The sequence below is a fragment of the Thiovibrio sp. JS02 genome, from assembly GCF_053485635.1.
This window is the reverse complement of sequence record NZ_CM130715.1, coordinates 2,737,671-2,761,534: the sequence shown is the minus strand read 5'-3', so window position 1 is coordinate 2,761,534 and position 23,864 is coordinate 2,737,671. Positions and strand designations below refer to the sequence as shown.

The 23,864-nt window shown below is 59.6% G+C and carries 25 protein-coding genes; 9 read left to right on the top strand and 16 right to left on the bottom strand.

The features are described 5' to 3' along the window. Nucleotides 1-4 precede the first annotated feature (4 nt). Nucleotides 5-295, top strand: a complete 291-nt coding sequence (locus ACUUL3_RS12690) for a hypothetical protein (protein WP_448551912.1) — start codon at nucleotides 5-7, stop codon at nucleotides 293-295. Here ACUUL3_RS12690 and ACUUL3_RS12685 read toward each other — a convergent pair. Together ACUUL3_RS12685 and ACUUL3_RS12680 are read right to left on the bottom strand one after the other, a co-directional pair. Then, complete coding sequence (locus ACUUL3_RS12685) at nucleotides 264-887, bottom strand: site-2 protease family protein (RefSeq protein WP_448551910.1); 624 nt, start codon at nucleotides 885-887, stop codon at nucleotides 264-266. The genes ACUUL3_RS12690 and ACUUL3_RS12685 overlap by 32 nt on opposite strands. Continuing rightward, on the bottom strand, nucleotides 884-3,535 hold the full coding sequence (locus ACUUL3_RS12680; protein ID WP_448551908.1) for a CBS domain-containing protein: 2,652 nt from the start codon (nucleotides 3,533-3,535) through the stop codon (nucleotides 884-886). Before ACUUL3_RS12680 ends, ACUUL3_RS12685 begins: the two co-directional genes overlap by 4 nt. Nucleotides 3,536-3,750: 215 nt before the next feature. On the opposite strand from ACUUL3_RS12680, the gene ACUUL3_RS12675 reads away from it, so the two are divergent. Together ACUUL3_RS12675 and ACUUL3_RS12670 are read left to right on the top strand one after the other, a co-directional pair. Next, complete coding sequence (locus ACUUL3_RS12675; RefSeq protein ID WP_448551906.1) at nucleotides 3,751-4,572, top strand: hypothetical protein; 822 nt, start codon at nucleotides 3,751-3,753, stop codon at nucleotides 4,570-4,572. Continuing rightward, entirely contained in the window at nucleotides 4,566-5,213 is a 648-nt protein-coding gene (locus ACUUL3_RS12670; protein WP_448551904.1) for an RluA family pseudouridine synthase, read from the top strand. The genes ACUUL3_RS12675 and ACUUL3_RS12670 overlap by 7 nt, the downstream gene beginning before the upstream one ends. A gap of 76 nt (nucleotides 5,214-5,289) precedes the next feature. Here the strand turns inward: ACUUL3_RS12670 and ACUUL3_RS12665 are convergent, their stop codons facing one another. From ACUUL3_RS12665 to ACUUL3_RS12650, 4 genes are all read right to left on the bottom strand, one after another. Continuing rightward, a complete protein-coding gene (locus ACUUL3_RS12665; protein WP_448551903.1) occupies nucleotides 5,290-6,021 on the bottom strand; it encodes a hypothetical protein in 732 nt (243 codons plus the stop codon). Nucleotides 6,022-6,159: 138 nt separating this feature from the next. Beyond that, a complete protein-coding gene (xerD, locus tag ACUUL3_RS12660; protein WP_448551901.1) occupies nucleotides 6,160-7,149 on the bottom strand; it encodes a site-specific tyrosine recombinase XerD in 990 nt (329 codons plus the stop codon). Between the two features lie 17 nt (nucleotides 7,150-7,166). Continuing rightward, on the bottom strand, nucleotides 7,167-7,358 hold the full coding sequence (rpsU, locus tag ACUUL3_RS12655; protein ID WP_448556486.1) for a 30S ribosomal protein S21: 192 nt from the start codon (nucleotides 7,356-7,358) through the stop codon (nucleotides 7,167-7,169). 127 nt (nucleotides 7,359-7,485) lie between these two features. Next, complete coding sequence (locus ACUUL3_RS12650; RefSeq protein WP_448551899.1) at nucleotides 7,486-8,886, bottom strand: FAD-binding oxidoreductase; 1,401 nt, start codon at nucleotides 8,884-8,886, stop codon at nucleotides 7,486-7,488. A gap of 169 nt (nucleotides 8,887-9,055) precedes the next feature. Here ACUUL3_RS12650 and ACUUL3_RS12645 point away from each other — a divergent pair, with 169 nt between their 5' ends. After that, the gene (locus ACUUL3_RS12645; protein ID WP_448551897.1) at nucleotides 9,056-9,991 is read left to right on the top strand and encodes a D-alanine--D-alanine ligase family protein; all 936 of its coding nucleotides are present in this window, start codon (nucleotides 9,056-9,058) and stop codon (nucleotides 9,989-9,991) included. Between the two features lie 99 nt (nucleotides 9,992-10,090). Next, entirely contained in the window at nucleotides 10,091-11,506 is a 1,416-nt protein-coding gene (locus ACUUL3_RS12640; protein WP_448551895.1) for a diguanylate cyclase, read from the top strand. A 72-nt stretch (nucleotides 11,507-11,578) separates the two neighbouring features. On the opposite strand, the gene serS is transcribed toward ACUUL3_RS12640, so the two are convergent. From serS to ACUUL3_RS12615, 5 genes are all read right to left on the bottom strand, one after another. Then, the gene (gene serS / locus ACUUL3_RS12635) at nucleotides 11,579-12,844 is read right to left on the bottom strand and encodes a serine--tRNA ligase (RefSeq protein ID WP_448551894.1); all 1,266 of its coding nucleotides are present in this window, start codon (nucleotides 12,842-12,844) and stop codon (nucleotides 11,579-11,581) included. A gap of 107 nt (nucleotides 12,845-12,951) precedes the next feature. Further along, nucleotides 12,952-14,142, bottom strand: coding sequence for a molybdopterin molybdotransferase MoeA (locus ACUUL3_RS12630; protein ID WP_448551892.1), 1,191 nt, complete (start codon nucleotides 14,140-14,142; stop codon nucleotides 12,952-12,954). Continuing rightward, a complete protein-coding gene (gene mobA, locus ACUUL3_RS12625; protein ID WP_448551890.1) occupies nucleotides 14,135-14,734 on the bottom strand; it encodes a molybdenum cofactor guanylyltransferase in 600 nt (199 codons plus the stop codon). Before mobA ends, ACUUL3_RS12630 begins: the two co-directional genes overlap by 8 nt. After that, a complete protein-coding gene (mobB, locus tag ACUUL3_RS12620) occupies nucleotides 14,727-15,389 on the bottom strand; it encodes a molybdopterin-guanine dinucleotide biosynthesis protein B (protein WP_448551889.1) in 663 nt (220 codons plus the stop codon). The genes mobA and mobB overlap by 8 nt, the downstream gene beginning before the upstream one ends. A gap of 60 nt (nucleotides 15,390-15,449) precedes the next feature. After that, on the bottom strand, nucleotides 15,450-15,791 hold the full coding sequence (locus ACUUL3_RS12615; protein ID WP_448551887.1) for a histidine triad nucleotide-binding protein: 342 nt from the start codon (nucleotides 15,789-15,791) through the stop codon (nucleotides 15,450-15,452). A 311-nt stretch (nucleotides 15,792-16,102) separates the two neighbouring features. Between ACUUL3_RS12615 and ACUUL3_RS12610 the strand changes: the two genes are divergently transcribed. Both ACUUL3_RS12610 and ACUUL3_RS12605 read left to right on the top strand, forming a co-directional pair. Then, nucleotides 16,103-16,435: a hypothetical protein gene (locus tag ACUUL3_RS12610; protein ID WP_448551885.1), complete on the top strand. Its 333-nt coding sequence runs from the start codon at nucleotides 16,103-16,105 to the stop codon at nucleotides 16,433-16,435. Nucleotides 16,436-16,474: 39 nt separating this feature from the next. Then, nucleotides 16,475-17,551 (top strand): L,D-transpeptidase, encoded by a 1,077-nt coding sequence (locus tag ACUUL3_RS12605; RefSeq protein ID WP_448551883.1) that lies wholly within the window; start codon nucleotides 16,475-16,477, stop codon nucleotides 17,549-17,551. A 135-nt stretch (nucleotides 17,552-17,686) separates the two neighbouring features. On the opposite strand, the gene ACUUL3_RS12600 is transcribed toward ACUUL3_RS12605, so the two are convergent. From ACUUL3_RS12600 to ACUUL3_RS12580, 5 genes are all read right to left on the bottom strand, one after another. After that, entirely contained in the window at nucleotides 17,687-18,334 is a 648-nt protein-coding gene (locus ACUUL3_RS12600) for a L,D-transpeptidase family protein (protein WP_448551881.1), read from the bottom strand. A gap of 270 nt (nucleotides 18,335-18,604) precedes the next feature. Further along, nucleotides 18,605-18,778, bottom strand: coding sequence for a hypothetical protein (locus tag ACUUL3_RS12595; protein WP_448551880.1), 174 nt, complete (start codon nucleotides 18,776-18,778; stop codon nucleotides 18,605-18,607). A 36-nt stretch (nucleotides 18,779-18,814) separates the two neighbouring features. Next, nucleotides 18,815-19,129, bottom strand: a complete 315-nt coding sequence (locus ACUUL3_RS12590; RefSeq protein WP_448551878.1) for a hypothetical protein — start codon at nucleotides 19,127-19,129, stop codon at nucleotides 18,815-18,817. Between the two features lie 12 nt (nucleotides 19,130-19,141). Then, nucleotides 19,142-19,456, bottom strand: a complete 315-nt coding sequence (locus tag ACUUL3_RS12585; protein ID WP_448551876.1) for a peroxiredoxin — start codon at nucleotides 19,454-19,456, stop codon at nucleotides 19,142-19,144. 72 nt (nucleotides 19,457-19,528) lie between these two features. Next, on the bottom strand, nucleotides 19,529-19,789 hold the full coding sequence (locus ACUUL3_RS12580; protein ID WP_448551874.1) for a sulfurtransferase TusA family protein: 261 nt from the start codon (nucleotides 19,787-19,789) through the stop codon (nucleotides 19,529-19,531). A 587-nt stretch (nucleotides 19,790-20,376) separates the two neighbouring features. Here ACUUL3_RS12580 and ACUUL3_RS12575 point away from each other — a divergent pair. Both ACUUL3_RS12575 and ACUUL3_RS12570 read left to right on the top strand, forming a co-directional pair. Continuing rightward, complete coding sequence (locus tag ACUUL3_RS12575) at nucleotides 20,377-21,642, top strand: YeeE/YedE thiosulfate transporter family protein (protein ID WP_448551872.1); 1,266 nt, start codon at nucleotides 20,377-20,379, stop codon at nucleotides 21,640-21,642. A gap of 226 nt (nucleotides 21,643-21,868) precedes the next feature. Next, a complete protein-coding gene (locus tag ACUUL3_RS12570) occupies nucleotides 21,869-23,803 on the top strand; it encodes a response regulator (RefSeq protein ID WP_448551870.1) in 1,935 nt (644 codons plus the stop codon). The last annotated feature ends 61 nt before the right edge of the window (nucleotides 23,804-23,864 follow it).

Genomic DNA, 23,864 nt, shown 5'->3' with positions numbered 1-23,864 from the left:
GTTGATGATTGATTTTAATAATTATTGCTATCAAAAAGAGGCCTGTATTTCAAGAAGTTTTTATGGCCGGCAAGCGATAAAACAAAAAAAAGCGCAGCCCGGAAGGGAGCTGGCAAAAATGGTTTTCGCGGAATCGTGGGAAGTTGCGCAAAGGAGAGAAAAGAAAAGGGGAGAATGTATTGCGCCCCGAGGCGATGGAGCCCCGCTGGATAAAGAGGCCGGGATAAAGGGGGAAGAGCGCGGGCATGATGGCTTGGGCAGCCTCAACCGAGGATCAGGCCCTGGGCAAAGGTGATGAGGGGCAGCATGATCCTGGAGATGACGCCGGAATAGAAGAGCGCCAGCAGAATGAGAAAGCCGAAAGGCTCCAGCCTGGCATAGGCGCGGGCAAGGTCGAGGGGCAAGAGATTCAGCAGCACCCGGCTTCCGTCCAGGGGCGGGATGGGGATGAGGTTGAAAACGGCGAGCATCACGTTGATCCAGACGCTGGCGGCGATCATCTGGATAAGGGGCCAGTAGACCGCCATGGGGATGAAATTGGCCAGGGGGATGAGCAGGCGGACAAGAAGCCCGCTGGCCACGGCCAGAAGCAGATTGGCGGAAACCCCGGCCAGGGAGACCCAGACCAGATCCCGGCGCGGATTTTTGAAATAACGGGCATCCACCGGCACCGGCTTGGCCCAGCCGATCTTCATGATGATGAAGGCGATTACCCCCCAGAGATCAAGATGTCTGAGGGGATTGAGGGTAAGCCGGCCCAGGCGCTGGGCGGTCGGATCCCCGAGCCTGTAGGCTGCCAGGCCGTGGGCGAACTCATGCACCGTGAGGGCGAGGAGGAAGGGCGGCGTCAGGATGGCAAGCTCCTGAACGAGCTTATGGACGGTCATGGCAGATTTGCGTACTCTTCGAGCGGGTAGTGTTTGGCGATGAAGGCCGCTTCCTCGGTCTTGCCCTTTACCAGCCCGTCCAGGCGGGAGTCGAGCAGATGGCGCATGATGGTACCATAAAGAGGGCCGGGCCGATACCCCATTTTTTTCAGGTCATTGCCGTCGGTTTCCGGCTTCAGGTGACGCCAGTCCGTGACATAAAGGGAGATGGTCTTCTTGCAGGCCTTTTTTTTCACCAGCCCCATGAGGGCGAGAAGCCCTTCCACGGAAAGGGCGTTGAGCAGATGGTAGCTGCCGCTCACGCTTTGCGGCAGGTTGCGCTTCATGGCGGCGGCAACGCGATTCACCTCGGCCTTTTCCTTGCAGAGGAACTGTTTGTAACGCTCCGGGACCTCAAAGCGTTCGCAGAAGGCGGCCACCTCTTTTCCCGGCAGGCCGCTGGTCAGGGCCAGGATATAGACGAGCCATTGCCGGAAGGGTTCGTCGAGGTAAAGGAGCTTGTACCAGGAAACCACCCGGCCGGTTTCCGTCAGGATGCCCTGCAGGCGCGGATCGAGTTTCAGGTTGGCGTGCATGAATCGGAACAGGCCGAATTCCGCCATGCGCGTCAGGGCCGGCAGGGGATTCTCCTCGGAAAGGATGATCTTTAGTTCGTTGAAGAAGCGGTGGCCGAAGAAACGGTCGAACAGGTCCATCCGCACCGCATTCTTGATCAGTTTTTCCGTGTGCTTGCCGATTTTAAAGCCCATGCGCTGTTCAAAGCGGATGGCCCGGAAGATCCGGGTCGGGTCCTCGACAAAGCTCAGGTTGTGCAGGATGCGGATCTGCCGGTCCTTGAGGTCGTTCTGGCAGTTGAAAAAATCCACCAGGGTGCCGAAGGAGTCGGGGTTGAGGTGGATGGCCATGGCGTTGATGGTGAAATCGCGGCGGTAGAGATCGAGCTTGATGGAGGAAAGTTCCACCGTCGGCATGGCGGCCGGATATTCGTAGTACTCCAGGCGGGCGGTGGCGATGTCGATTTTAAGGCCGTTGGCCAGCTTGACCATGGCGGTGCCGAACTTTTCGTGGGTCCGCACCTGGCCGCCCAGTTCCTTGGCCAGCCGTTTCGCATAGGCGATGCCGTCGCCTTCGATGACGACGTCGAGATCCAGGTTTTTTACATGCAGCATGAGGTCGCGGACAAAGCCGCCCACCGCATAGGCGCGGCAACCGGACTGCTCTGCCACTTCGCCGATTTTCTGCAAAAGCTGGACGAGATCGCGCTGCAAAACCTCGATCATCAGGCTGCCCAGGTTGCGGTGGCGCCCGGTGGAGGGCTGCTCGGCATCGTCCAGCAGGCGGCGCGGCATGTGGGTCGGGTCGTTGATCAACAGATTGAGGAGGTCGGTGCGGGTGATCACGCCGACCACCGCTCCCTCCTCCACCACCGGGATGAAGCGCTGACGGTGTTCGATGATCAGTTCCTGGATGTCGGCCAGGGTGGCGGTGGGCGGCAGGGTGGCGAAATCGGTGGTCATGAAATCGCTCACCGGCGATTCCCCCAGGCCCAGATGGATGGATTTACCGGCCACCAGACGGGAAATGAGGCCGACGGCTTCCCTTTTCTCGTTGAGAATGGGCAGGACCGTGATGTTGTACCGGTTGAGCAGGTCGTCCGCTTCGTTGATGGTAATGGCCTGGGTGCCGGCGATCACCGGCGCGGACATCAGCTCCCGGGCAATGCGTTCCGGGTGGACATGCTTGTGGAGAAGGTGGATGAGTCTTTCTTCCGCTTCGATCAGGGTCATCTCCCTGACCGTGGCCGAGGCGGCCGAGGCATGGCCGCCGCCGCCGAAATCTCTCGCGATGGTGCCGACATTGACCTCCGGAATCCTGCTCCGGGCGATGAGGTAGGTGCGTTCTCCCATGCGGGCCAGGGTGAAGAGGGTGTCGAGATTTTCCATCACCATGAAACGCCGGACCACCAGGGCCAGTTCGTCAACATACCGGGGCAGGTCGAGCTTGGCCACCACGATGTCGATGCCCCGCATGCTGTAGGTGGTTGCCGAACGGATCAGCTCATGCAGCAGGTTCACCTCCTGGCTGCTCAGTTCCTGGGCGATGAACTGGGAGACGGTGCTGAGGTTGGCGCCCTGGTTCAAAAGCCAGGCGGCGGCTTCCAGATCCTCCGGGGTGGTGGTGTCAAAGGCAAAAGAGCCGGTGTCTTCGTAAATGGCCATGGCCATGAGGGTGGCTTCATCCTTGCCGACGGGAATCCCTTTTTCCCGCAGGAGCTGGCAGAAGATGGTGGTGGTGGAGCCGAAGGGTTTGACAACCTCCAGCGTTCCCTTGAGATCCTCCGGGGTGTCGGGATGATGGTCGTAGAGATGGATCTCAAGGCCGGGGTTGTTCAGGCATTGGGCAAAGAGGCCGATCCGCGAGGCCTGGCGGGTATCGACCACGATGAGGCGGGTGATCTTTTCCAGGTCGATGTTTTTCAGCCGCTGGAAGTTATAGAGATATTGCACGGATTCGACGAAAAAGTCGCGCAGGTTCCGTTCCTGGGAGCCGGAAAAGACCAGGGCCGCCTTGGGATAAAGCTTCTGGGCAGCGACCATGGCGGCCAGGCTGTCGAAGTCGGCGTTGAGGTGGGAGGTGATGACTTCCATGGGTCTCCGGCAACAAATAACGGTTTGTAATAAAAAAGATTATAGACCATCGTCCCCTGGCTGACAATGAAAGGTGAGGGCAGCCCCGCTGCTCCGGGCTGGAATTTTCCGCAAAATAAGGGTAGGTTTCCCTAGTCCTGTCCGGTTGGCCGCCGGCAAGGCGCCCCTTTCCTGCCGGAGAGGGTGGAGAAAACCTCGTGAGGAAGGAACTCGGCATGCATACGGGCAAGAAAACAGGGGGGGAGACCAGCTGGCAGGCGGTATCCTGCCAGCCTTCCGCGTGGGGCCTCGGCGGGAGCGGCTATTGCCCTGCCTGTGGCAGGGAGCATTTCTATGCCGCCGGCCCTGCCTATGAACAGGCGCTTTCCCTCATGCGGACGCTGGCCGAAAAAAAACGCATCGATTTTCTGGCCCCGGCCGCGGAGGCCGACCCGCGCTTTGGGGTCGATTATCTCTTTGGCGAGGCCCGCGGGCAGATGTTCGGGGTCATGGTCTGCCGTGATCTGGCCGGAACGCTCCGGGTGCTGCGCGCTTTTTCCTGCCAGTACAACGGCGAGTGGGAGGTGGAAGGCTTTGTGCCGCCGCTTTTTGCGGTGGCGGAGTTCAAGGCGCTGACCTGCGAGGTGGAACGGCGGCTGAAGGAGATGGGCGCGGAAATAGCGCGGCGGGCGCCCGATTCTCCGGCCACCGGCAAATTGCGCAGGGAACGGAAGCAGCTTTCCCAACGGCTGATGCGGGAGATCCACGGCTTGTACCGGTTGCACAATTTCGCGGGCGAGGTGCGTTCCCTGGCCGAGGCATTCATTGGTCCGGGCGGCATTCCCACCGGCGCCGGCGACTGCTGCGCACCAAAATTGTTGAACCATGCGGCGAAAAACAATCTGACTCCCCTGGGGATCGCCGAATTCTTCTGGGGAAAAGAGAACCGTTCCGCCACCAGGCAGCACGGCCGGTTCTATCCGGCCTGCAAGGAAAAGTGCGCGCCCATCCTTGGTTTTCTTCTCTGCGGCCTGGCTGGGGAGGGCAAGGCATGGTAGCTTTTTCGGCCCCGTTCAGTCTCCTCCATGCGGACGAGGCTCTGGTGGTGGTGGAAAAGGGGGCCGGGTTCCTGGCCGTGCCGGGGCGTGGCCCGGCAATGCAGGATTGCGTCGAGGCGAGGGTGAAGACGCTCTTTCGCCACTGCCCCGGCCAGCCGGCCGTGCACCGGCTCGACATGGACACCTCCGGGCTCATGGTCCTGGCCCTGACCGCGGAGGCGCACCGGGAGCTTTCCCGCCAGTTTGCCGAGCGACTGGTCGAGAAGAAATACCAGGCCCTGGTGGAGGGCATCGTGGCGGAGGCGGAAGGGAGCATCGAGCTGGCCTTCCGCCTCGATCCGGAGAATCGCCCCCGTCAGGTCCACGACCCGGTGCGGGGCAAAATGGGAATAAGCCGTTGGCGCAAGCTCGGGGAGGAAGGTGGCCGCACCCGCATCGAGTTTACGCCCCTGACCGGTCGCACCCATCAGCTCCGTCTCCATTGCGCGCACCCCCTGGGCTTGGGTTGCCCCATCGTGGGGGATCGCCTGTACGGCAGCAGGACCGATGGCGAGCGGATGCTTCTGCACGCATGCTTCCTCGGCTTTCGGCATCCGACAAATCACGCGCCGCTGCGCTTTGCCTCCCCTCCCCCTTTCTGACGGGGTCCTGTCTTTTTCAGGGCGTACCCGCCGAGCGCGGCGGCACCGGGAAGGGGAGAACTTTTTTTAGAAAAGGTCAGGGGGGAGGTGGGGCCGTTTTCCGCGGGGACGGCGCCGGCAGGGCGATCAGCTCGGTTTGCCTGGGACTGGGAAAGCCGGGGAGGCTGCTGATCAGTTCGCCGCAGGAGGATGCCTCTATGGCGGCCCGGATGCGGTTGAGTTCGGCAATGGCCCGGTTTTCTTCGGCGCAGAGAAGCAGGGCTCTTTCCCGGTCAAGGGGATGGCTGGCGGCAAAAGGGCTTGCCGCCAGCCGGGGCAGATAATCGCCACAGCCCTGCGTTGCCGGGTCGCTGCCCGCCACGGTGTTGTACATGCCGACCAGGCTGTTGTACTCGTCGAGCAACGCGCCGTATTGCCTGGTCTCCTCGCCGAATTCCGCGTTGAGCAGGTTGAACTCCTGGACCATGCCGTTGTAGCGGTCCACGGCTTCCTGCTCGGAACCTCCCTGCACGGTCAGTTTTTTCAAGGCCTCCATCTGCGCGCGCATGGCGGCAAGATTGTTCTGGTGCGCGTCGATCAGCTTCTGTCTGGCCAGCACAACCTCCTTGCCCTGCTGGATGTATTCCTGCAGAAAGGCGAGGCTTTCCCTGTGGTTGTTCTGATAGACCGAATGGGCGTTGAGAAGGCTTTCCCCCAGGGCGTTGCAGGAGGAGCGGATCAGGTCTGCCGCCTGCCCGGAATGGGGCCAGGAGAGGAGCGCGGCAAGGGTGACGATGGCTGGGATCCGAAGTCTGCCGAAAAGGTTCATGCTGGCACCTGGGTCAAAGCGGCAAAAGGAGGAGGACCTGCTGCCGGGATTTTTGAAAGTATCCTGTCCATCCAGCTGGTGTACTGCAAAAAAAAATGGTTGGCAAGAGGTCCGGAAAAAAACGACGGGAAAAAACGACTATCCCCGCGGGTGGAACTTCTTGTGGGCGCTCTTCAGGCGGTCCGTGTCGACGTGGGTGTAGATCTGGGTGGTGGCGATGTCGGCGTGGCCGAGCATCATCTGCACGGAACGGAGGTCGGCGCCGTGGGCGAGCAGGTGGCTGGCAAAGGAGTGCCTGAGCACATGGGGGCTGATGGTTTTGCTGATCCCTGTCTGACGGGCCGTTTGTTGGATGATCTGCCAGAAACGCAATCTGGTCATGGCCGTGCCCTGGCTGGTGACAAAGAGAAAATCGCTTTGTTTCTTTTTGAGAATCCTGGGCCGCGCCTCCCTGGTATAGAGCTTCAGCCATTCCCGCGCGGCCTCGCCAAAGGGGACGAGCCGTTCCTTTGCGCCCTTGCCGAAAACGCGGACATAGCCGCCCAGGATATTTACCCCGGCCACCGGCAGGTTGACCAGCTCGGAAACCCTGAGTCCTGTCGCATAGAGTAACTGGAGCATGGCCTGGTTCCGGAGAGCCAGGGGATCTTTGTGCGCGGCGGGCGGGGTGAGAAGGCGGTCCACCTCGGAAACACTGAGAACCTTGGGCAGCGGCCGGCCGGGCTTGGGCAGGTCGATGGAGGCGGCGGGGTCCGCGGCGATGATTTTTTCGGCGAGAAGAAACCTGCAGAAGGCGCGCAGAGAGGAGACCCGGCGGGCATTGCTGCGAGTGGAGATGCCCTGATCGTGGCATTTGCCCAGGTAGTCGCGGAGATGCCTGGTGGTGATTTCGGCGGGATCGGCGAGCCGGCGGCCGCGCAGATAGTTCAGAAACGCGGCAAGGTCCGCATGGTAGGCGGCAATGGTGTTGGCGGCGAGCCGCCGTTCCGCGGTGAGATAGTGGAGGAACTGATCGAGAACGGAATCAAAAAACGAAAACGCCCCGCCGGAAACAGACGAATGAGAGGATGGCTGATCCCTGGCGGAGCGTGCGTTGTCGGTGGCTGATTTCCCTCGTCTGTGTGGCATGCGAGGAAAAAAGGGGCTTAGTCCCGCTCCATGCGGCTCATGAGCTTGCGGAGTTTGCGTTTGGACTCGGCCTGCTTGCGGCGGCGTTTGGCGCTGGGCTTTTCGTAGTACTCACGACGCTTGAGCTCTTTTTTCATGCCGTCGAGCTGCAGTTTTTTCTTGAGCAGCCGAATTGCCTGTTCGATATCTCCTCTCACTTCTACTTCGATCATGACTTCTCCAGTATGCGGGTTGCAATATCAAGTTAACCATGCGCCTGATCCGGAAAGAGGTGAGATGGCGCAACGATTGGTATTTTCAGTAAACCGTCTATATAGACGATGGGGCCTTTGCTTGTCAAATGTTTTTTTCCGGCCCGGAAGCAGCGGGAAAGATCTTGCCCGGGTTGAGGATGTTTCCGGGGTCGAAAAGTTTTTTGATCTCCCGCATGAGGAGCAGGGTGTTCCGGTCGATTTCGAGCGGCAGAAAATCAGCCTTGGTGATCCCCACCCCGTGCTCGCCGGAGAGGGTGCCGCCCAGGCGCAGCACCTCGGCAAAGAGGCGCTTCTTGGCCTCTCCCGCGGCAGCCGCTTCGGCAGGGTCGTCTTTGTCCAGCATGATGTTGACGTGGATATTGCCGTCGCCGGCATGGCCGAAGGTGAAGATGATCAGGTCATGTTCCCTGGCAAGTCGCTCGGTGCAGGTCACCAGTTCCGGGATCCGCGTGCGGGGCACCACCACGTCTTCGCTGATTTTATGGGGCTTGAGGCTGAACGCGGCAGGTGAAACGGCGCGGCGCGCCGCCCAGAGTTGTTCCGCCTCTTCGCTGCCCCCGGCCATACGGACTTCGATGATGCCCTCCTGGTGTTCAAGAAAGGCGGTGAGCTGCCTGCCGGCTATGGGCAGGGTTTCCGGGTCGCCGTCGAGTTCAAGCAGGAGCAGCGCTTTCGTTTGGCTCGGCAGGGGGAAGGGCAGCTTGCCGGCCACGATTTCAAGGGCGGTCTGGTCCATGTATTCCAGGGTGCAGGGGGTATGGCGGGCAAGGATCGCGGCGACAAGGCGGGTCGCCGTCACCATGTCCCGGCAGAGCACCAGGAAGGTGGCGCGCTTGGCCGGCGCAGGCAGAAGCCTGACGATGATCTTGGTGATCACGGCAAGGGTGCCCTCGGAGCCGACCAGCAGGCGGGTCAGGTCGTAGCCCACCACGCCTTTGGCGGTCTTTACCCCGGTGTGGATGATCCTGCCGTCCGGCAGCACCGCTTCAAGGCCCAGGACGTAATCGCGGGTAACCCCGTATTTGACCGCGCTGGGGCCACCGGCGCACTCCGCGACGTTGCCGCCCAGGGTGCAGAAGTGCAGGCTGGCCGGGTCCGGCGGGTAGTAAAGGCCCAGTTTTGCCACTTCCGAGCGGAATTCGCCGGTGATGACCCCTGGTTCGACGATGGCTATCTGGTTTGCCTGGTCGATTTCCAGGATCCGGTTCAGGCGGTTCATGGCCAGGACCAGGCCGCCGGCCACGGGCAGGGCGCCGCCGGTCATGCCGCTGCCCGCGCCCCGCGGGACAACGGCAAAGGGGGTTGCCGCGGCAAGAGCCATGATGCGGCTGACCTCCGCCGCCGAGGCGGGAAAAGCCACGGCGGCAGGGAGAAATTCCCGGCCGCTGCCGTCGTAGGCGTAGCAGGCAAGTTCCTCCGCCACGGTGGTGAGATGGGCCATCCCGACGATCTGCCGCAGTTTCTGGTAGGTTGCCGCGTTCACTGCTCTTTTCGCTCCGTGTCGGGAGTTTCTGGGGAAATCAGTAAAAATCCCTACAAAATCGTCGGGGAACCTATTATAAGTAGGGAGGTTTTTCTGCCGCCTGGGGAGGATTTCTCTCCACTCCAGGATGCTTCCTTACGTTCAGTACGAAAATAATCGGAAAAAAGCTATGAAAAAGAAGCTGCGCATTGCGCTCATCGCCGGCGGAAAGTCCGGTGAACGCGAGGTTTCCCTGGCCGGCGCCGTGGGGGTGGCCAAGGCCCTTGCCCCGGAAAAGTATGAAGTGAAACGCTACGATCCCGCCACGGATCTTGCGAAGATCGTTGCCGATGCGGACAGGATCGACATGGCCTTTATTCTCCTGCACGGACCCATGGGCGAGGACGGCACCATGCAGGGGTTTCTCGACCTGCTCGGCATTCCCTATCAGGGGGCCGGGGTTCTCGGCAGCGCCATCGCCATGGACAAGAACCTGGCCAAGATCCTTTACCGCAATGCCGGCCTGAAGGTGGCGGCCTGGGAGATGGCGCAGCCCGGCGATGTGAAAAATCCCACCCGCCTGCTGGCGGATCTTTCCCTGCCGCTGGTGGTGAAACCCATCCGCCAGGGTTCCAGCCTCGGGATGAGCGTTGCCGGAAGCGAAAAGGAGCTTGCCACCGGCCTTGAAAAAGCATTTACTTTTGACCGTGAGGTCATGGTAGAAGAGTATGTGCGGGGCCGGGAGATCACCGGCGGGGTCATCGGCAACAGAGAGCTGACCGCCCTGCCCATTGTCGAGATCATCCCCGGCGAGGGCTATGCCTTTTTCGACTACCAGGCCAAATATCAGCCGGGTGCCTCGAAAGAGGTTTGTCCAGCCGAGCTGCCCGCCGAGGTGACAGCAGCGGCCCAGCGCATCGCCCTGACCGCGCACCGGGCACTGCAGCTCAAGGGCTACAGCCGGACGGACATGATTGTCGCCGGGGATGGCATCTATGTCCTTGAAACCAACACCATCCCGGGCATGACCCCGACCAGCCTGCTGCCGCAGGCTGCCAAGGCGCACGGTCTGGATTTCCCCGCCCTGCTCGACCGGCTGATTGCCCTTGCCCTGGAGAAGGATTAGCAGGGTGTTTTGCGTAACGCTGGGTTTCCGCTTCGTTTGGGCGGCCGGGGAATCCGGCCGAGGCGTGGCTCTGCCGCTAATTTTTTTTGGGGTGCTGTCTTGACGGAATGTTCTCCTGAAAAAGCGGGTTTTTCGGCCTTGATCGTCGAAGACGAAGCGCTGGTGCGCGACCTGCTGAAGCGGCTGGTCGAGGGGCATGGCTACAAGGTCATGGCCTGCGGTTCCGTGGCCGAGGCCATGGAGGCCTTCGAGGCCGGACAACCCCAGCTTGTCCTGATGGACTGGATGCTGGCCGGTGGGGAAGACGGTCTGGCGCTTTCCAGAAAATTGCGGGCCAGCGCGCGGGGCAAGTATCTCACCATCCTGATGATTTCCGGAAAGGACCAGCCCGAAGACATCGCCTCGGCAATTGATGCCGGGGTCAATTATTTCATGGTCAAGCCGGTTGAGAAAAGCATTCTCGATACCTGGCTTTCCGTTGCCTGCCGGCAGGTGCGCGACTCGTTGCAACGGGAAGAGGACGATCTGGCCCTGGCTAAGTTTCAGGAGGAGCTGGAGGCGAACAACCTGCAGCTCGAAGAGGCGCTTGCCCGGGCAAACCAGCTGGCCATGGAGGCGGAGCAGGCCTATATCGAAATCAACCAGATCTTCAAGACCGTGGCCGGCGGCATTCTCCTTGTCGACAGGAACTGCAAGCTCCTGCGTTGCAACGACTCCTTCCTGAGGATGGCCGGGGTGGCGAAGGAAGAGGCGCGAGGCCGCAAGTGTTACGAGATTTTTCATTCCTGTCTCTGCAATACCAGCGAATGCCCTTTGCAGAAAATAAAGAAAGGCAAGAAGCGGATTGAGAGCGAAATCGAAAAGGAGAACGAGGACGGCTCGGTTTCCTGTTACCACATCATCTCCACCCCCTTTGTCGGTCCTTCCGGCGATCTGATCGGCATTGTCGAGCATATCACCGATATCACCGAACGGGTCAAGGCGGAAAGAGCCCTGGCGGAGAGCGAGCGTCGCTACCGGGAGCTCAGCACCGTCGATGAGCTGACCCGCCTTTACAACAAGCGCTATTTCAACAAGCAGCTCCGGCTTGAGGTGGCTCGGGCCAAACGCTACCACCATCCCCTTTCCCTTCTGCTCATGGATATCGACAACTTCAAGATCCACAACGATACATACGGCCATGCGGACGGGGATCGGGTGCTGGCCCGCCTGGGCAAGGTGATTGCCGGTTCGTTGCGGACCAACGATGTCCCTTGCCGCTACGGCGGAGAGGAGTTCACCATCATCCTGCCGGACACCAGCGGCGAAAACGCTGCCGTGGTGGCCGAGCGGATCAGAACGCGTTTTGCCGACGAGGTGTTTTCTCCGAAGCCCGAGGAAAAGGTGCGGAAAACCGTGAGCATCGGCTTGACCCAATATCGGGCCGGGGAAAGCGAAGAAGCTCTGCTGGAAAGGGCGGATCACAACATGTATCAGGCCAAACAGGGCGGAAAAAACCGCTGTGTGCTGGAGTAAATCGCAACGGACTCCGGGCGAGGGGCTTGGCGCCGGGCTCTTCGGGCGCCCGCTTCCCCGGGCGGCACTGTCTTAAAATCTCTTCTCGAAATACGGCGCCAGCGCCTCCGGGACGGCGATGCTGCCGTCTGCCTGCTGATAATTTTCAAAGATGGCGGCAAGGGTGCGTCCTACGGCAAGACCGCTGCCGTTCAAGGTATGGACCAGGGCGCTTTTTTTCTGGCCCTTGGGGCGGTAGCGGATGCCGCCGCGGCGGGCCTGGAAGTCGCCGAAGTTGCTGCAGGACGAGATTTCCCGGTATTTGTTCTGGGCCGGCATCCACACCTCGATATCATAGGTTTTGTTGGCGGAAAAGCCAAGGTCGCCGCTGCAGAGTTGCACCACCCGGTAGGGCAGCTTGAGAAGCTGGAGAACCTCTTCGGCGTCGGCAAGCAGGCTTTCCAGCTCGGCGGCCGAGGTTTCCGGGGTGGTGAATTTCACCAGCTCCACCTTGTCGAACTGGTGCTGGCGGATGAGCCCTCTGGTGTCCTTGCCGTAGGAGCCCGCCTCCGAGCGGAAGCAAGGGGTGTAGGCCGTATACTTGATGGGCAGGTCGCTTTCGTTTACGGTTTCGTTCCGGTGCAGGTTGGTGACCGGCACCTCGGCGGTGGGGATCAGCCAGAGATCCCAGTTTGCGATGGCAAAGAGATCCTCGGCGAATTTCGGCAGCTGGCCGGTGGCGGTCATGGTTGCCGAATTCACCAGAAACGGCGGCAGAATTTCGGTGTAGCCGTGTTTCTGGGTGTGCAGGTCGAGCATGAAGTTGATCAGCGCCCGTTCCAGCCGCGAGGCAAAGCCCTTGAGCACCGCGAAGCGGGCGCCGGCGAGCTTGGCGGCCCGTTCGAAGTCGAGGCAGCCCGCGGCCTCGCCCAGATCGTGGTGCGCCTTGGCCGGGAAGGAAAATTGCGGGACCGTTCCCCACTTTTTGATTTCGACGTTGTCGCTGTCATCCTTGCCCTGCGGCACCGAGTCGTCGCAGATGTTGGGGATGGTCATCACGATTTCCTGGAGCCGTTCTTCGCGGGAGACAAGGTCTGTCTCGATCTCCTTGATGCGGTCGCCCATCTGCCGCACCTCTTCCATGCGCGCTTCCGCATCCTTTCCTTCTTTTTTCAGGGCGCCGATTTCCTGGGAAAGGGTTTTTCTCCGGTTGCGGAGGGATTCCACCTCGGAGAGCATGGTGCGGCGCGCAAGGTCGATGGCTTCGAATTCGTCAAGACGGGCATCGGTGATGCCGCGGAATTTGAGCTTGGTTTTCACCAGCGCGAGATTTTCCCGGATAAAGCGCAGTTCAAGCATGGATGGTCCTCTTTTCGATGGGTGCGTTGGCCTTACATTTCTTTAGCGGTTTGTATCATGCTGCCCGGGAGAAATCAAGAGGCTGGCGGTTGCAAGCCGCCATGTTCCTAGGCAAGCGGTCTGAAGAAAACGGTGGATCCCGCATCGAGTTGTCGGCGGTGGGCCGGGATATGGATGATGGCGTTGGCCGGTTCCAGGTTGCGGCTGGGGCGCAGGGTGAGGCGGGGGCCGTCGCTCCCGGTGACCGCGCCCTTGAGGTTTAAAAGCCCCTTTTTTTTGAGACGGATGGTTTCCGTCAGGATTCCTTTGCGCAAGCGGGAAATGGCGGGGGCGGCGCCGAGGAGTTTGCGGATCGCGGGGGCCACCAGTTCGTGGAAGAGGAGAAACACTGCGGGCGGCGGCCCGGGCAGGGCGAAGATCGCCTTGCCTCTGGCCGTGCCGAACATGGTGGAGCGGCCCGGACGGACGGCCAGCTCGCGGTAGAGGGGGGATATGCCGAGCCGGGCAAAGGCGCGGGGCAGGAGATCATATTTGCCGGGCCCCATGCCGCCGGTGGTGAGGATGATATCGGCTGGGCCGGTCAGAGCCTCTTCGAGTTTGCCGGCGATGTCGGCAAGATCATCGGCCACCAGCCCCAGATCCAGGGGGATGGCTTTGCTCTGCCGGACAAGGCCGTCCAGGAGAAAGCGGTTGCCGCTGACGATCTGCCCGGTTCGCGGCGCGCTGCCCGGGTGCAGCAGTTCGCTGCCGGTGCAGGTGATGGCAATCGTCGGCTGCCGGATCACCGCCAGCCTGGTGATTCCGCTTTCCGCCAGTAGCGGCAGGTGCTCGGGCGCAACGGGAAGGCCCTGGCGGATGATGGTCTGGCCTTTTCTAAGATCGGCGCCCTTTTGCCGGAGGAAGGCGCCGCGATTCGGGGCCCGGTCGATGAGAACCTGTTCGCCGTGAAGCCGGCAAAGCTCGTATGGCACCACCTGATTGGCGCCGGGCGGCACCGCGCCGCCGGTCATGATCCGGATTGCGCAGCCTGGCCTAAGACGCGGAAAGCTGGTGGAGCCGGCGGCAATCTCGCCGACGATATCGAGGGATATCGGCTTGCTGTCCGTGTTGAGGTCGCGGCTCCGCACCACGTAGCCGTCCATGGCGGAGCGGGCAAAGGCCGGTACGGCAGAGGGCGCCGTAACGGCCCGGGCGACAATGCGACCGACTGCTTCCCGCAGCAAGGCCTCCTCCGCCGCCAGCGGCGAAAGTGCCCGCAGAATCAGGGCCTGTGCCTGGCTCAGGGAGGGCTCAGGCATGATTGCTTCTCTGTTCGGCAAGGGCGGCAAGATCATGCTGGCGGTTGACGTTGTGAAAGGTGCTGAGATCCGGCACCACCGTCAGAATCTCTTCCTCCCGCACCTCCCGTACCCGCAGCGTCTCAAGGAGCAGGCCTATCTTGCGGCGGCCCTGGCCGAGATTTTCGGCAATGGCCGGCAGGGCGGTTTTGCCGTAGACCGCGCAGAGGGGCTCCGGGCCATCGGCAAGGCGGGGCAGGACCACATCCCAGCCCGGGGTCAGGCTGCAAAGGAAGCGGACCAGCCTGGGGGCGAGCAGGGGCATGTCGCAGCCGCAGACAAAAATTGCCGGCTGGCTGACCGTGGAAAGGGCGGCATGGATGCCGGCCAGGGGACCGCAATCCGGGAAGCGGTCGCCGGTCATGGGCCAGGCCAGAAAGGCATACTGCTCCGGAGTGTTGGTCACCAGGAGATGTTCGGGGAAGAGGGGGGCCAGGCTGTCGGCAATGCGCTGGACCATGGGCATTCCCCGGTATTGCGCCAGAGCCTTGTTGCTGCCGAAACGGGAACTCTTGCCGCCGGCCAGGATGACGCCGGCAATCCCGTTAAGCATCCCCTTGTTCCTGGCGGATGGTGATGACGATTTCTTGAGGCTCTTCGCATCCTTTCAGGGATTGGGTCATGCCGATGACGGCCTTGCGCAGGAAACTTTCGACAAAGCGGTTGAGAAAAACGGGTTGGCCGTTGACCAGGAGCGAGGTCTGTTGCCTTGGGGCCGTCCTGATGAAGCGCTCTTCCAGAAAGTCGGCAAGCCCGGCGATATCGTCAAGGGCAAAGCAAGGCAACGCCCCCTCCTGGGGGACGTCGCTCACCAGGGCGACCCAGGTTTCGTCCCGGTGGGGCAGTGGTTCCGGGTGGAGCGCTGTCCGGTACACCTCGATCTTTGGCAGCGCCAGGCGCTTATAGCCTTCGGTGATCACCAGATCCACATCGTGATAATAGCGGCCGATCAACTCCTCCACCGACAGGTCTCCGGGCACATCGCGGATGATCCCGAGACCGGTGGGGGAGGAGAGGGCCACCGTGTTTGCGCCGGCCTGCTTGTGTCGCCAGGTGTCCTTGCCCGGCTTGTCCATCTCAAAGGCATGGACATGGTGCTTGATGGTGCCGATGCGATGGCCGCGTTGCCGCAGTTCCGGGATGAGCTTTTCCAGCAGAGTGGTTTTGCCCGAATCGGGTTTGCCTATGAGGGAAATGACTGGGGGCATGGGCTTTTGCGCAATGAAGAATGAAAATTGATGGATTGGTGAATTGGCGGTTTCCTTTGTTCAGCCGGGTGGCCAGGCCATGGGGCGACCGCCCAGGACATGCATGTGCAGGTGGAAAACGGTCTGGCCGGCCTCTGCTCCGTTGTTGAGAACCAGCCGGTACTGGGCGGCGCCGTTGGCCTTGGCCAGTTCGCCGCCTTTGCGCAGCAGCCTGCCGATCAGTGCCTCATCCTGGGGGGCCACCGCCTCCGGACCGCTCAGATGCTTTTTGGGGATAACCAGAAAGTGCTTGGGGGCCTGCGGGGAGATGTCCCAAAAGGCGAGAAGATCGTCATCCTCATAAAGTTTTTTTGCCGGGATTTCTCCCCTGATGATTTTGCAGAAAATGCAATCGCCGCTCATCCGTTGCTCCTTGTCCGGTATGGTCTCAAAGGAAATCACCGCTGAAGGATACTGTCCGGGCCTGCTTCTGTCAAACGGGAAAAGCGAATGGCGCGCAAAATCATGAGGATAAAGTGCTCGCCACCCGGGGGCCTGAGTGTGTATAATTCCTCTTTTCAAGCAAATGCTCCTGAAGCTCTGCCAGTCCCGTAAGCGTCTTTGGAACAGACAGGATATGGTCGGAAAAGCAAAGAGTTACAGGGCAATAACCGTTGTGGTCGTGGCCGGTCGCGATTTCACCAAATGCTGCCATTGCCGAGTCGAGGTTTGTCATGCGTCAGTTTGTTGTTGATGAGTTGAACAAGGAAGAACAGGACAATTTGGAGTCCTATCTGAAAAGAACCCTGAAGCCGGGGCTCATGGAAGGGATGTTCTGGCTCGCGGTTCCGGCGGATCTTCTCGCCGAGGCCCAGCAGGGGCATGAGGAGTGCGGGCCGTTTTTTTTCGGGATTGAGCTGGGACGCAATAAGCTGATTGCCGAGTTTCTGGTCAGGAGCCAGAGCAATCTGCACTGCTCCTGTATCAGCTATGCCACGCCCGCGCAACGGCAATTTCTCCTGAATTATCTGGACCGGATGCTTGCGGAAGAGCAGATCAAGGCATAGCGGTCTTGGCCGCGCTCTGCGGAAATAAGGATATCTGGCGTGCAAAGGCTTTTTTTCATCATGGTGCTCATCTTTCTTCTTTCCGGGCAGGCGGCCGGGAGTGGAGGCTGTCAGGACGAGCTTGCGGCCGGAGCTGAAGGGGAATTTACGGTCAAGCAATTCGTTTGCCCTTCCCAGGGCATGAGGGGCGATGTTTTGTCCATGACCTATGCCCAGGTCAAGGTCGAGCCAGTTCCCGTCTATCGCAATCCCCATGACGAAGACAAGGGGGAGGGGCCGGTGCGGATGACGCGCAAGGGCTTTACCTGGGTGAGCCTGAGCGATCCTCAGCCGGTAAGGGTCAACGGTCGGGATTGGTATAAGATCAATGAGGGCGAGTTCGTTCGCGGCGACAATCTCACCATCGGGGAGCCCTCCGGTTTCCAGGGGGTGATGGTGCCGGAGGGGTTTGATAAAAAATTTGCCTGGATGATTTTCCATACCCGGGTTTCCAATGCGCCGGGGCTGCCGCCCGCCGAGGAAGAGGATCCGGCCGTTGTCCCGCGACGGGCTCTGGTGATCGTTCATGAGGTTAAAGAGGTCGATCACGTCAAATGGTGCCGGATCGGCACCGGGGCCTGGGTCCAGTACCGTCGCCTCGGCATGGTGAGCCTGAGCAAACGGCCTGAGGGGGTAAGGGAGACGGAGCGCTGGATTGAGGTGAACCTGACCGAGCAGACCCTGTCTGCCTACGAGGGGGACAGGATGGTCTTCGCCACCCTGATTTCTTCGGGGGATGAACGGTTTCCCACGGAAAAGGGGTTGTTTCGTCTCTGGATGAAGGTGCGCAATGCCAAGATGAGCGGCGGCGAGGATGATTCAGACCGTTACCACGTTGAAGACGTTCCCTGGCATATGTATTTTTTTAAGTCGTTTGGGATACATACCTCGTACTGGCATGACTTTTTCGGCCTGCCCAATTCCCATGGCTGCGTGAACGTCTCGCCCAAGGATGCGCTCTGGCTTTTTGACTGGACCAGCCCGAAGAACAAAACCAACTGGCAGGAGGCAACCCGGGCCGATCCTGGAACCTGGGTCTGGGTTCATGAAAATCCGGTGGCCGTTGGCGGTGAGTAAGAGGCGCGCGGCTGATTTCCTCAAAAAAAAATGCCGTCGGCCAGCTTCCCGCCCGGGCGACGGCTTTGGGCTCCTTGCTTTCTTTTCAGCCGGCAGCCATGATGGCCGGATTCGTCTCGCCTTAATCCGAGGCCATCATTTCTGAATGATCACTTCGGTGCCCACCCCGATCACCTTGTACAGTTCTTCTATATCCTTGTTGTGCAGGGCCACGCATCCATAGGTCCAGTCCCATGTTTCGCCGCCGCCGTGGATAAAGATCTCCCCGCCGAGCGGGGTATTCCACGGGGGTATGGATTTTTTGGAAATCCGCTGGGCAATGGCGTCAAACTCCCGCTGGCTGATAAGTTTGTTTTCCAGGCCGCGTTTGGCATCTTCCACGTTCGGATAGCTGAGTCCGAGAGAGAGATGGTATTTGCTCTGGGGATTTTTGATGCAGATGTAATATTCCCCTTCCGGCGTACAGCGGTCCCCCTGGCGGACCTTGTCATCGACGGGATTGTAGCCGAGTTTGATGGGGTAGGCGCGCAGGAGTCTCTCCTCTGAGTAGAGATAGAGCTTTTTCTTGGTTTTTTTGATGACGATCTTGGGGGACTTCAGGGGCGCTTCGAGCGGGGTGTTTTCCGGTACTTCTTCTTGCGGAGGCTGGGCAACAGGGGGAGGCGGCGGCGGAAGGACTATCGTGGTGACCTTGGCGGGCTTCGTGGCGCAGCCGCCATGAAACAGGCCGAAGAGGAAGAGTACCCCCGCCGAGAGGATGGCCTTGCAGCTTGGTTTATCCATAGAGTCGCAATCCTTGTCATCAATACTGCGATACTAAGACGGAGCGGCCTCGCCCATGGCGCCCAATTTTGACCGGTGGGTGCAGGGGCGCTCACTGTTTTGTACTATAAGACATCCTTTGGAAAAGCACAAAAAAAATATGTCGCCGTTGCTTACCCTGTCTGCGTCGCGAAGCGTATTCGCCGCGCGGTCTGGCCGGCCGGGGCAAATAAAAAAGCCCCCGCCGGTCGGCAGAGGCTTTGGGTGCTTTTCAGATGAAAAGCGGGCGGCTTACCACCAGCAGATGGTCTGGTCCGCGGCAAATACCATGTCAACCAGCTTGTCGTAATCCGGCGCGGCGACATTCAGGTTGAAGGATTCAACCTCGCGGCCTTCGGATACGATTTCCACCAGCTTCTTGGTGTCGTCATTGGGCTCGGAACGATATACATTCAAGAGTTTCATCGGAACACTCCTTGTTGTTGATTCTCGATAAGTTGATCAGCTCTTGTCGGAGCGCATAATGCCGTAGGGGACAATGATGTCGAGGTCGCGCAGTTGCTTGCCGATCTCCTCAAGGGTGATCTTGGTCATCCCGTGTTTTTCAACATTTGCGTCCACGGTGCTGTAAACCTCGCCTTCCATGTCGCGTACCCAGTCGATGTTTTCTTTGTGGTAATCGCTCAGGTCCTCGAACTCATTATTCATGATATAGGCGTATGCATACATATTTTCGACGGCCAGCCCAAGAGCGGAGCGGATGCCGTCCAAGGTGTAATCGCTGTTAACCAGCAAGAATCCGCATTTTTTAGACATGATCCTCTCCTTTTATAAAGTCATGTAGCATTCGTATTCTTCAACGATCGCGCCGTGCTGGGCCTGGGTCGCCATCCTTTTTGCATCCAGCCCGGGGGGGATGTCGGCCGGATCATAGCCGCACTTCTTGTAGCTGTCCACGCAGATGGATACGTCGTCGGCAAGATCGCAAAGGTCCTTGAATTCCTTGCACTTGGTCAGGTGAACACCGTACCAGGTGAAGAAAACCTTTACCTTGGAGCCCTTGGCCTTGGCAGCCTTGGTGATTCCCATCACGTGCCGCATGTTCTGGGGAGAGGTTACAAAGATACCTAAACTTTTAGCCATGTTTTGCCTCCTGATAAAAAAGTAAGAGCGCGGCGGAATCATTCACGCCGCGCAGCGTCTTTAAGGTAAAGATTACTTTTTCTTGATATAGAAGCGGATGAAGCCGGAATCTTCCTTCTCGCCCAGGTAGTCATGGCCGGAACGTGAGCACCAGCCGGGCAGGTCGTTACGGGAACCCGGGTCGGTGCCGAGGATCTCGAGGATCTCGCCGGAACCAATCTTGTCCATTTCTTTCTTGGTCCGCAGCAGGGGCATCGGGCAGCTCAGGCCTTTTGCGTCAAGGGTACGGGTCGGCGTAATGCCATCCGGGGCTGTTTTAACATCATCGCTCATGGCTTCCTCCTGAATAAGGTTATAGGGGTTAATTTTAAAGCTAAAAAAACAAGCGCGAGAAAGCCTGTCTCTGCGCTGTAATTTAATCCGCTCAGTATTTTCTGAGGAGCGTATTGCTCTTCCGGTAAACACGTTCAGACTGGTAATAATATTGGGTCTCTACCAGTATTCCCATGTTCTGTCAAGGGAATTTGTGAATGGCGGTTCATGTCCGGGGAGTGCCGGAAAATGGCCTTTTTTAGAGAATTTCAGACCCTGTTTTTCACGCGAAAATATGTCGGGGCCGGAACCGGAAAACCTGGTGGCGGTGTTTGCCCCTGCGCTGATTTTCAGGCAGGGAAAGGGACGGCGGTTTGGCTTCGCCGGGGCTGGGCGATGGCCGCGCTCTTGCGGCGGTTTTGGTTTCCGGTTTCCGCCCCGGAGGTACCACAATGGTAACAAACTTGACAAAATCAGATGGCACGAGTAAAGGGTGAATATCTTTACGCTTAATTATGATCCGGGAATCAGAAAAAGGATTTCCGGTTTTTGGATAAAGGGTTTAGTGATTCGTATTTATTCACAAAATTGGGGAGAGGAGGACTTGCATGGCTGAAGAAAGTGTTTTGGGAAGCAAGGCGAAGGACCTGTACAAAAAGCTCTGTAAGGAAGAATGGGATACCGTAACCGCCGGCATCATCGTCGCTCTTTTGAGCGTCATGATTCTGGTCTGGGCACGGCCCTGGGGGGCGGTGGGCGCCATCCGCAACTGGGGGGAGTGGTTGATCTACGGTGCCGGATTGTGGGACACCATTGGTCTGTGGGAAAAGGCCGCGCCCAAGAGCGCCCTGCTTGATACCGGCTCGGTGATCGGCATCGGTTTTGTCGCCGGCGCTTTTGTCTCCGCCAACCTCGGCGACAACTTCGATATCCGGATTCCTCCGGTTCTGGAGATGGTCAAGGGCATGGTGGCCGGTATCCTCATGGGCGTCGGGTCAACCCTGGCCGGCGGCTGCAACGTGGGCGGCATGTATAACGCCCTCGGCAACCTGGCTGCCAATGGTTTCGCCATGTGGCTTGGCCTGGTGCTCGGTGTTGTGCTGGGCCTGAAGTACATCTACTGGGAGATGGAAAATATCTCCTGGGGTTCCGGTGGCGCAAAGACCATTGAATTCCCCGTGTCCCTGCGCCGAGTTCTGGCCATTGTCGGCATTGGCGGCCTGGTTTGGGGCGCCTATGCCTATGGCGATCAGGTTATCCATGTCGCCGATTACATGGATCTTGACGAGGATGGCTATCTCGGCATCTCCGGCGGGTTGAGCGGCCTGCTGCTGATTGCCGCCGGCCTTGGCTACACCATGCAGCGCGGTCGTTGGTGCATGGTGCAGGGTTTCCGCGAGCCGCATATGACCGGCAACTACGATATGGCCAAGGGCGTGATGGTGAGCATCCTGCTGCTTGCCGTGGGTATTGCCGTGGTCAAGGCCACGGGCCTTCGTGAGCCGGTGCATTACGTGCGCGGCACCTTTGGCCTCGGCGGTGTGCTGGGCGGGTTCATCTTCGGCCTGGGCGCCATGCTGGCCGGTGGCTGCGGTTCCGGCACCCTCTGGCGTGTGGGCGAGGGCCAGGTGAAGCTCTGGATCGTTGTGCCCTTCTTCGGCATTACCAACGCCATCTGCAATCCGCTTTTCGCGAAGTGGGGCCTGGATGAGGGCACGGCTGACGGCGGCGGCGTTCTTGGTCAGTGGATCTACATGCCCGATACCTTCCTCGGTTATGGCGGCACCCTGGCGCTCATCGCCCTGGCCATGTGCATCTGGTATCTGGTGGTCAGCTGGAACGAGGACACCGGCAAGCTCATTGTCGAGATGTGATCCGTTCGGTTTTTGGTTGGATTTTTGTGCGTGCTGGATCGCACTCCCCGGGGGAACCGGGGAGTGCGATTTTTTTTGCCTTTCTCCCAGGGCTGATAACGGTTTGCGGTTATTTCCCTTGACAGCGGTTTGCCGGACCGCCTAGCATTGAAGTATGTCCATCCGCTCGCGCCGCCTTTTCTAGCCGGCCTGTGGAGCACTGTTTATCTTTTTGCGGGTATTTTTCATGGTCGAATCGGTTGTCGGTCTGCATCAACATATCTCGCTTTCCCTCTCCCAGCTTCTGCTGAACGGAGAAGTGATCGCCGTTGTTGATGATGATGCCGCGATTCGCGAACCGCTTCGTATTTATTTCGAGGAGCACGGCTTGGCGGTGATGGAGTGCGCCACCGCCACCGATCTCCGCAAGCTGCTGCTGGAGCAGCGCGTCGCCCTGGTGCTGCTTGATATCGGCCTGCCCGATGCCGACGGCCTTTCCCTGCTGCCGGAGATTGTCGACCAATATCCTGATCTGGCCGTGGTGATGCTGACCGGAATTTCCGATCTGCACGTGGCTCTGGACTGCATGCGAAAGGGCGCGGTGGATTATTTATCCAAACCGGTGCAGCTTGAGGAGATCTTCCATGTGGCGCGCAAGGCCCTGGAAAAGCGCCGCCTCATTTTCGAGAATCGGAAGTATCAGGAAGAGCTGGAAGAGGCCCATTTCCGGATCCAGCTGCTCCATCAGCTCTCCATGAAGATGAACACGGTGTATCTGAGCACCATCGAGCTTGATGAAATCCTGCGGGCGATTCTGGTGGGCATCACCGCCAGCGAGGGGCTGGGCTTCAACCGGGCGTTTCTCGCCATGTTCGATGATAACGGGAACAGGGTGCTGCGGGGGCGCATGGCCATCGGTCCGAGTTCCCGGGAGGAGGCGGGGCGGGTCTGGGGGGAGATAGAGGCGCGGGAGCTCAACTTTCTGCAGATCGTCGAAAATCTCAAGGAGATCTGTAAAAGCCCCAATGCCAGGGTGAATATCATTGCCAGAAGTCTGCTTATTCCAGCCGAGGACAAGGACAATATCCTGATCCGCTCCGTGTTGGGCCGCCGCAGTTTCAGGGTCACTCCGGAAAACGGCAGGATTCCCATTCCCCTGGAGCGGCGAAACCGCAACGGCGGCAATCAGAAAAATCTTGTCGTCTCTCTAGATCGACGCAGCAGCGATGATGACCTTTCCCGCCCCCTGCCGGTACCCATTGAGCTGATCAATCTGCTTGACGAGGATTCCTTTGTCGTCGTGCCCCTCTATTCGCCGGGAAGATCCTTCGGCGTGATCATCGCCGACAATTATGTGACCAGGCGGCCGATCCTCGACACCCATGTCAGCGCCCTGGAGCTTTTCGCCAGCCAGGCAAGTCTCGCCATTGAGCAGAGCCATCTGTACAACGACATGCAGAAAAAGATCGCCGAGCTTCAGGCGGTGAATCAGGAACTCGACCGGAGCAAGGATCTTCTCGTGGAGGCGGAGCGTTACTCGGCCCTGGGGCATATGGCCGCCCAGCTGGTGCACACCATCCGGAATCCCATCACCTCCATTGGCGGCGTTTCCAGGATCCTCAGTAAAAAGACCGCGGACGCGGAATGGGGCAAGTATCTGAACGTGATTATCCACGAAACCGAGCGGGTGGAGTCCACCCTGGAGGATCTTTTTGATTTTGTGGCGCAAGGGGAGCTGCATAAGGAGGAGTTCGCGCTCTGTTCGGTTCTCAAGAAAACGGTCATGCTCCTGCAGTCCACCATGTACAAACACAACGTGACCTTGGAGTTTTCCTGCCCCACCCCGGAGCCGGTGATCAACGCGGACATGCACCAGATCAGGCAATCATTCCTCCATCTGTTCAAAAACGCGGTGGAGGCCATGCCCGAGGGCGGCCGGCTTGCCATCTTCCTTCGCATCGAGGATGGCATGGTTGTCACCTCGGTGGTCGACACCGGACCCGGCATCCCGGAGACGTATCTGGATAAGGCAAAAGACCCGTTCTTCACCACGAAGACATATGGGACGGGCATGGGCCTGACTCTGGTGGAGAGGGTCGTGAACGCCCATGGCGGAAGTTTTTCCCTCAATCCTCATCCGGGCGGCGGCCTGGAGGTCAGGGTTGTCCTTCCTCTGACTTAGGCCGCGGCCCGGATCAGGGCTTCCCTCCTCTGCCGCCGGCAAAGCCGGCATTGCTCTCGGA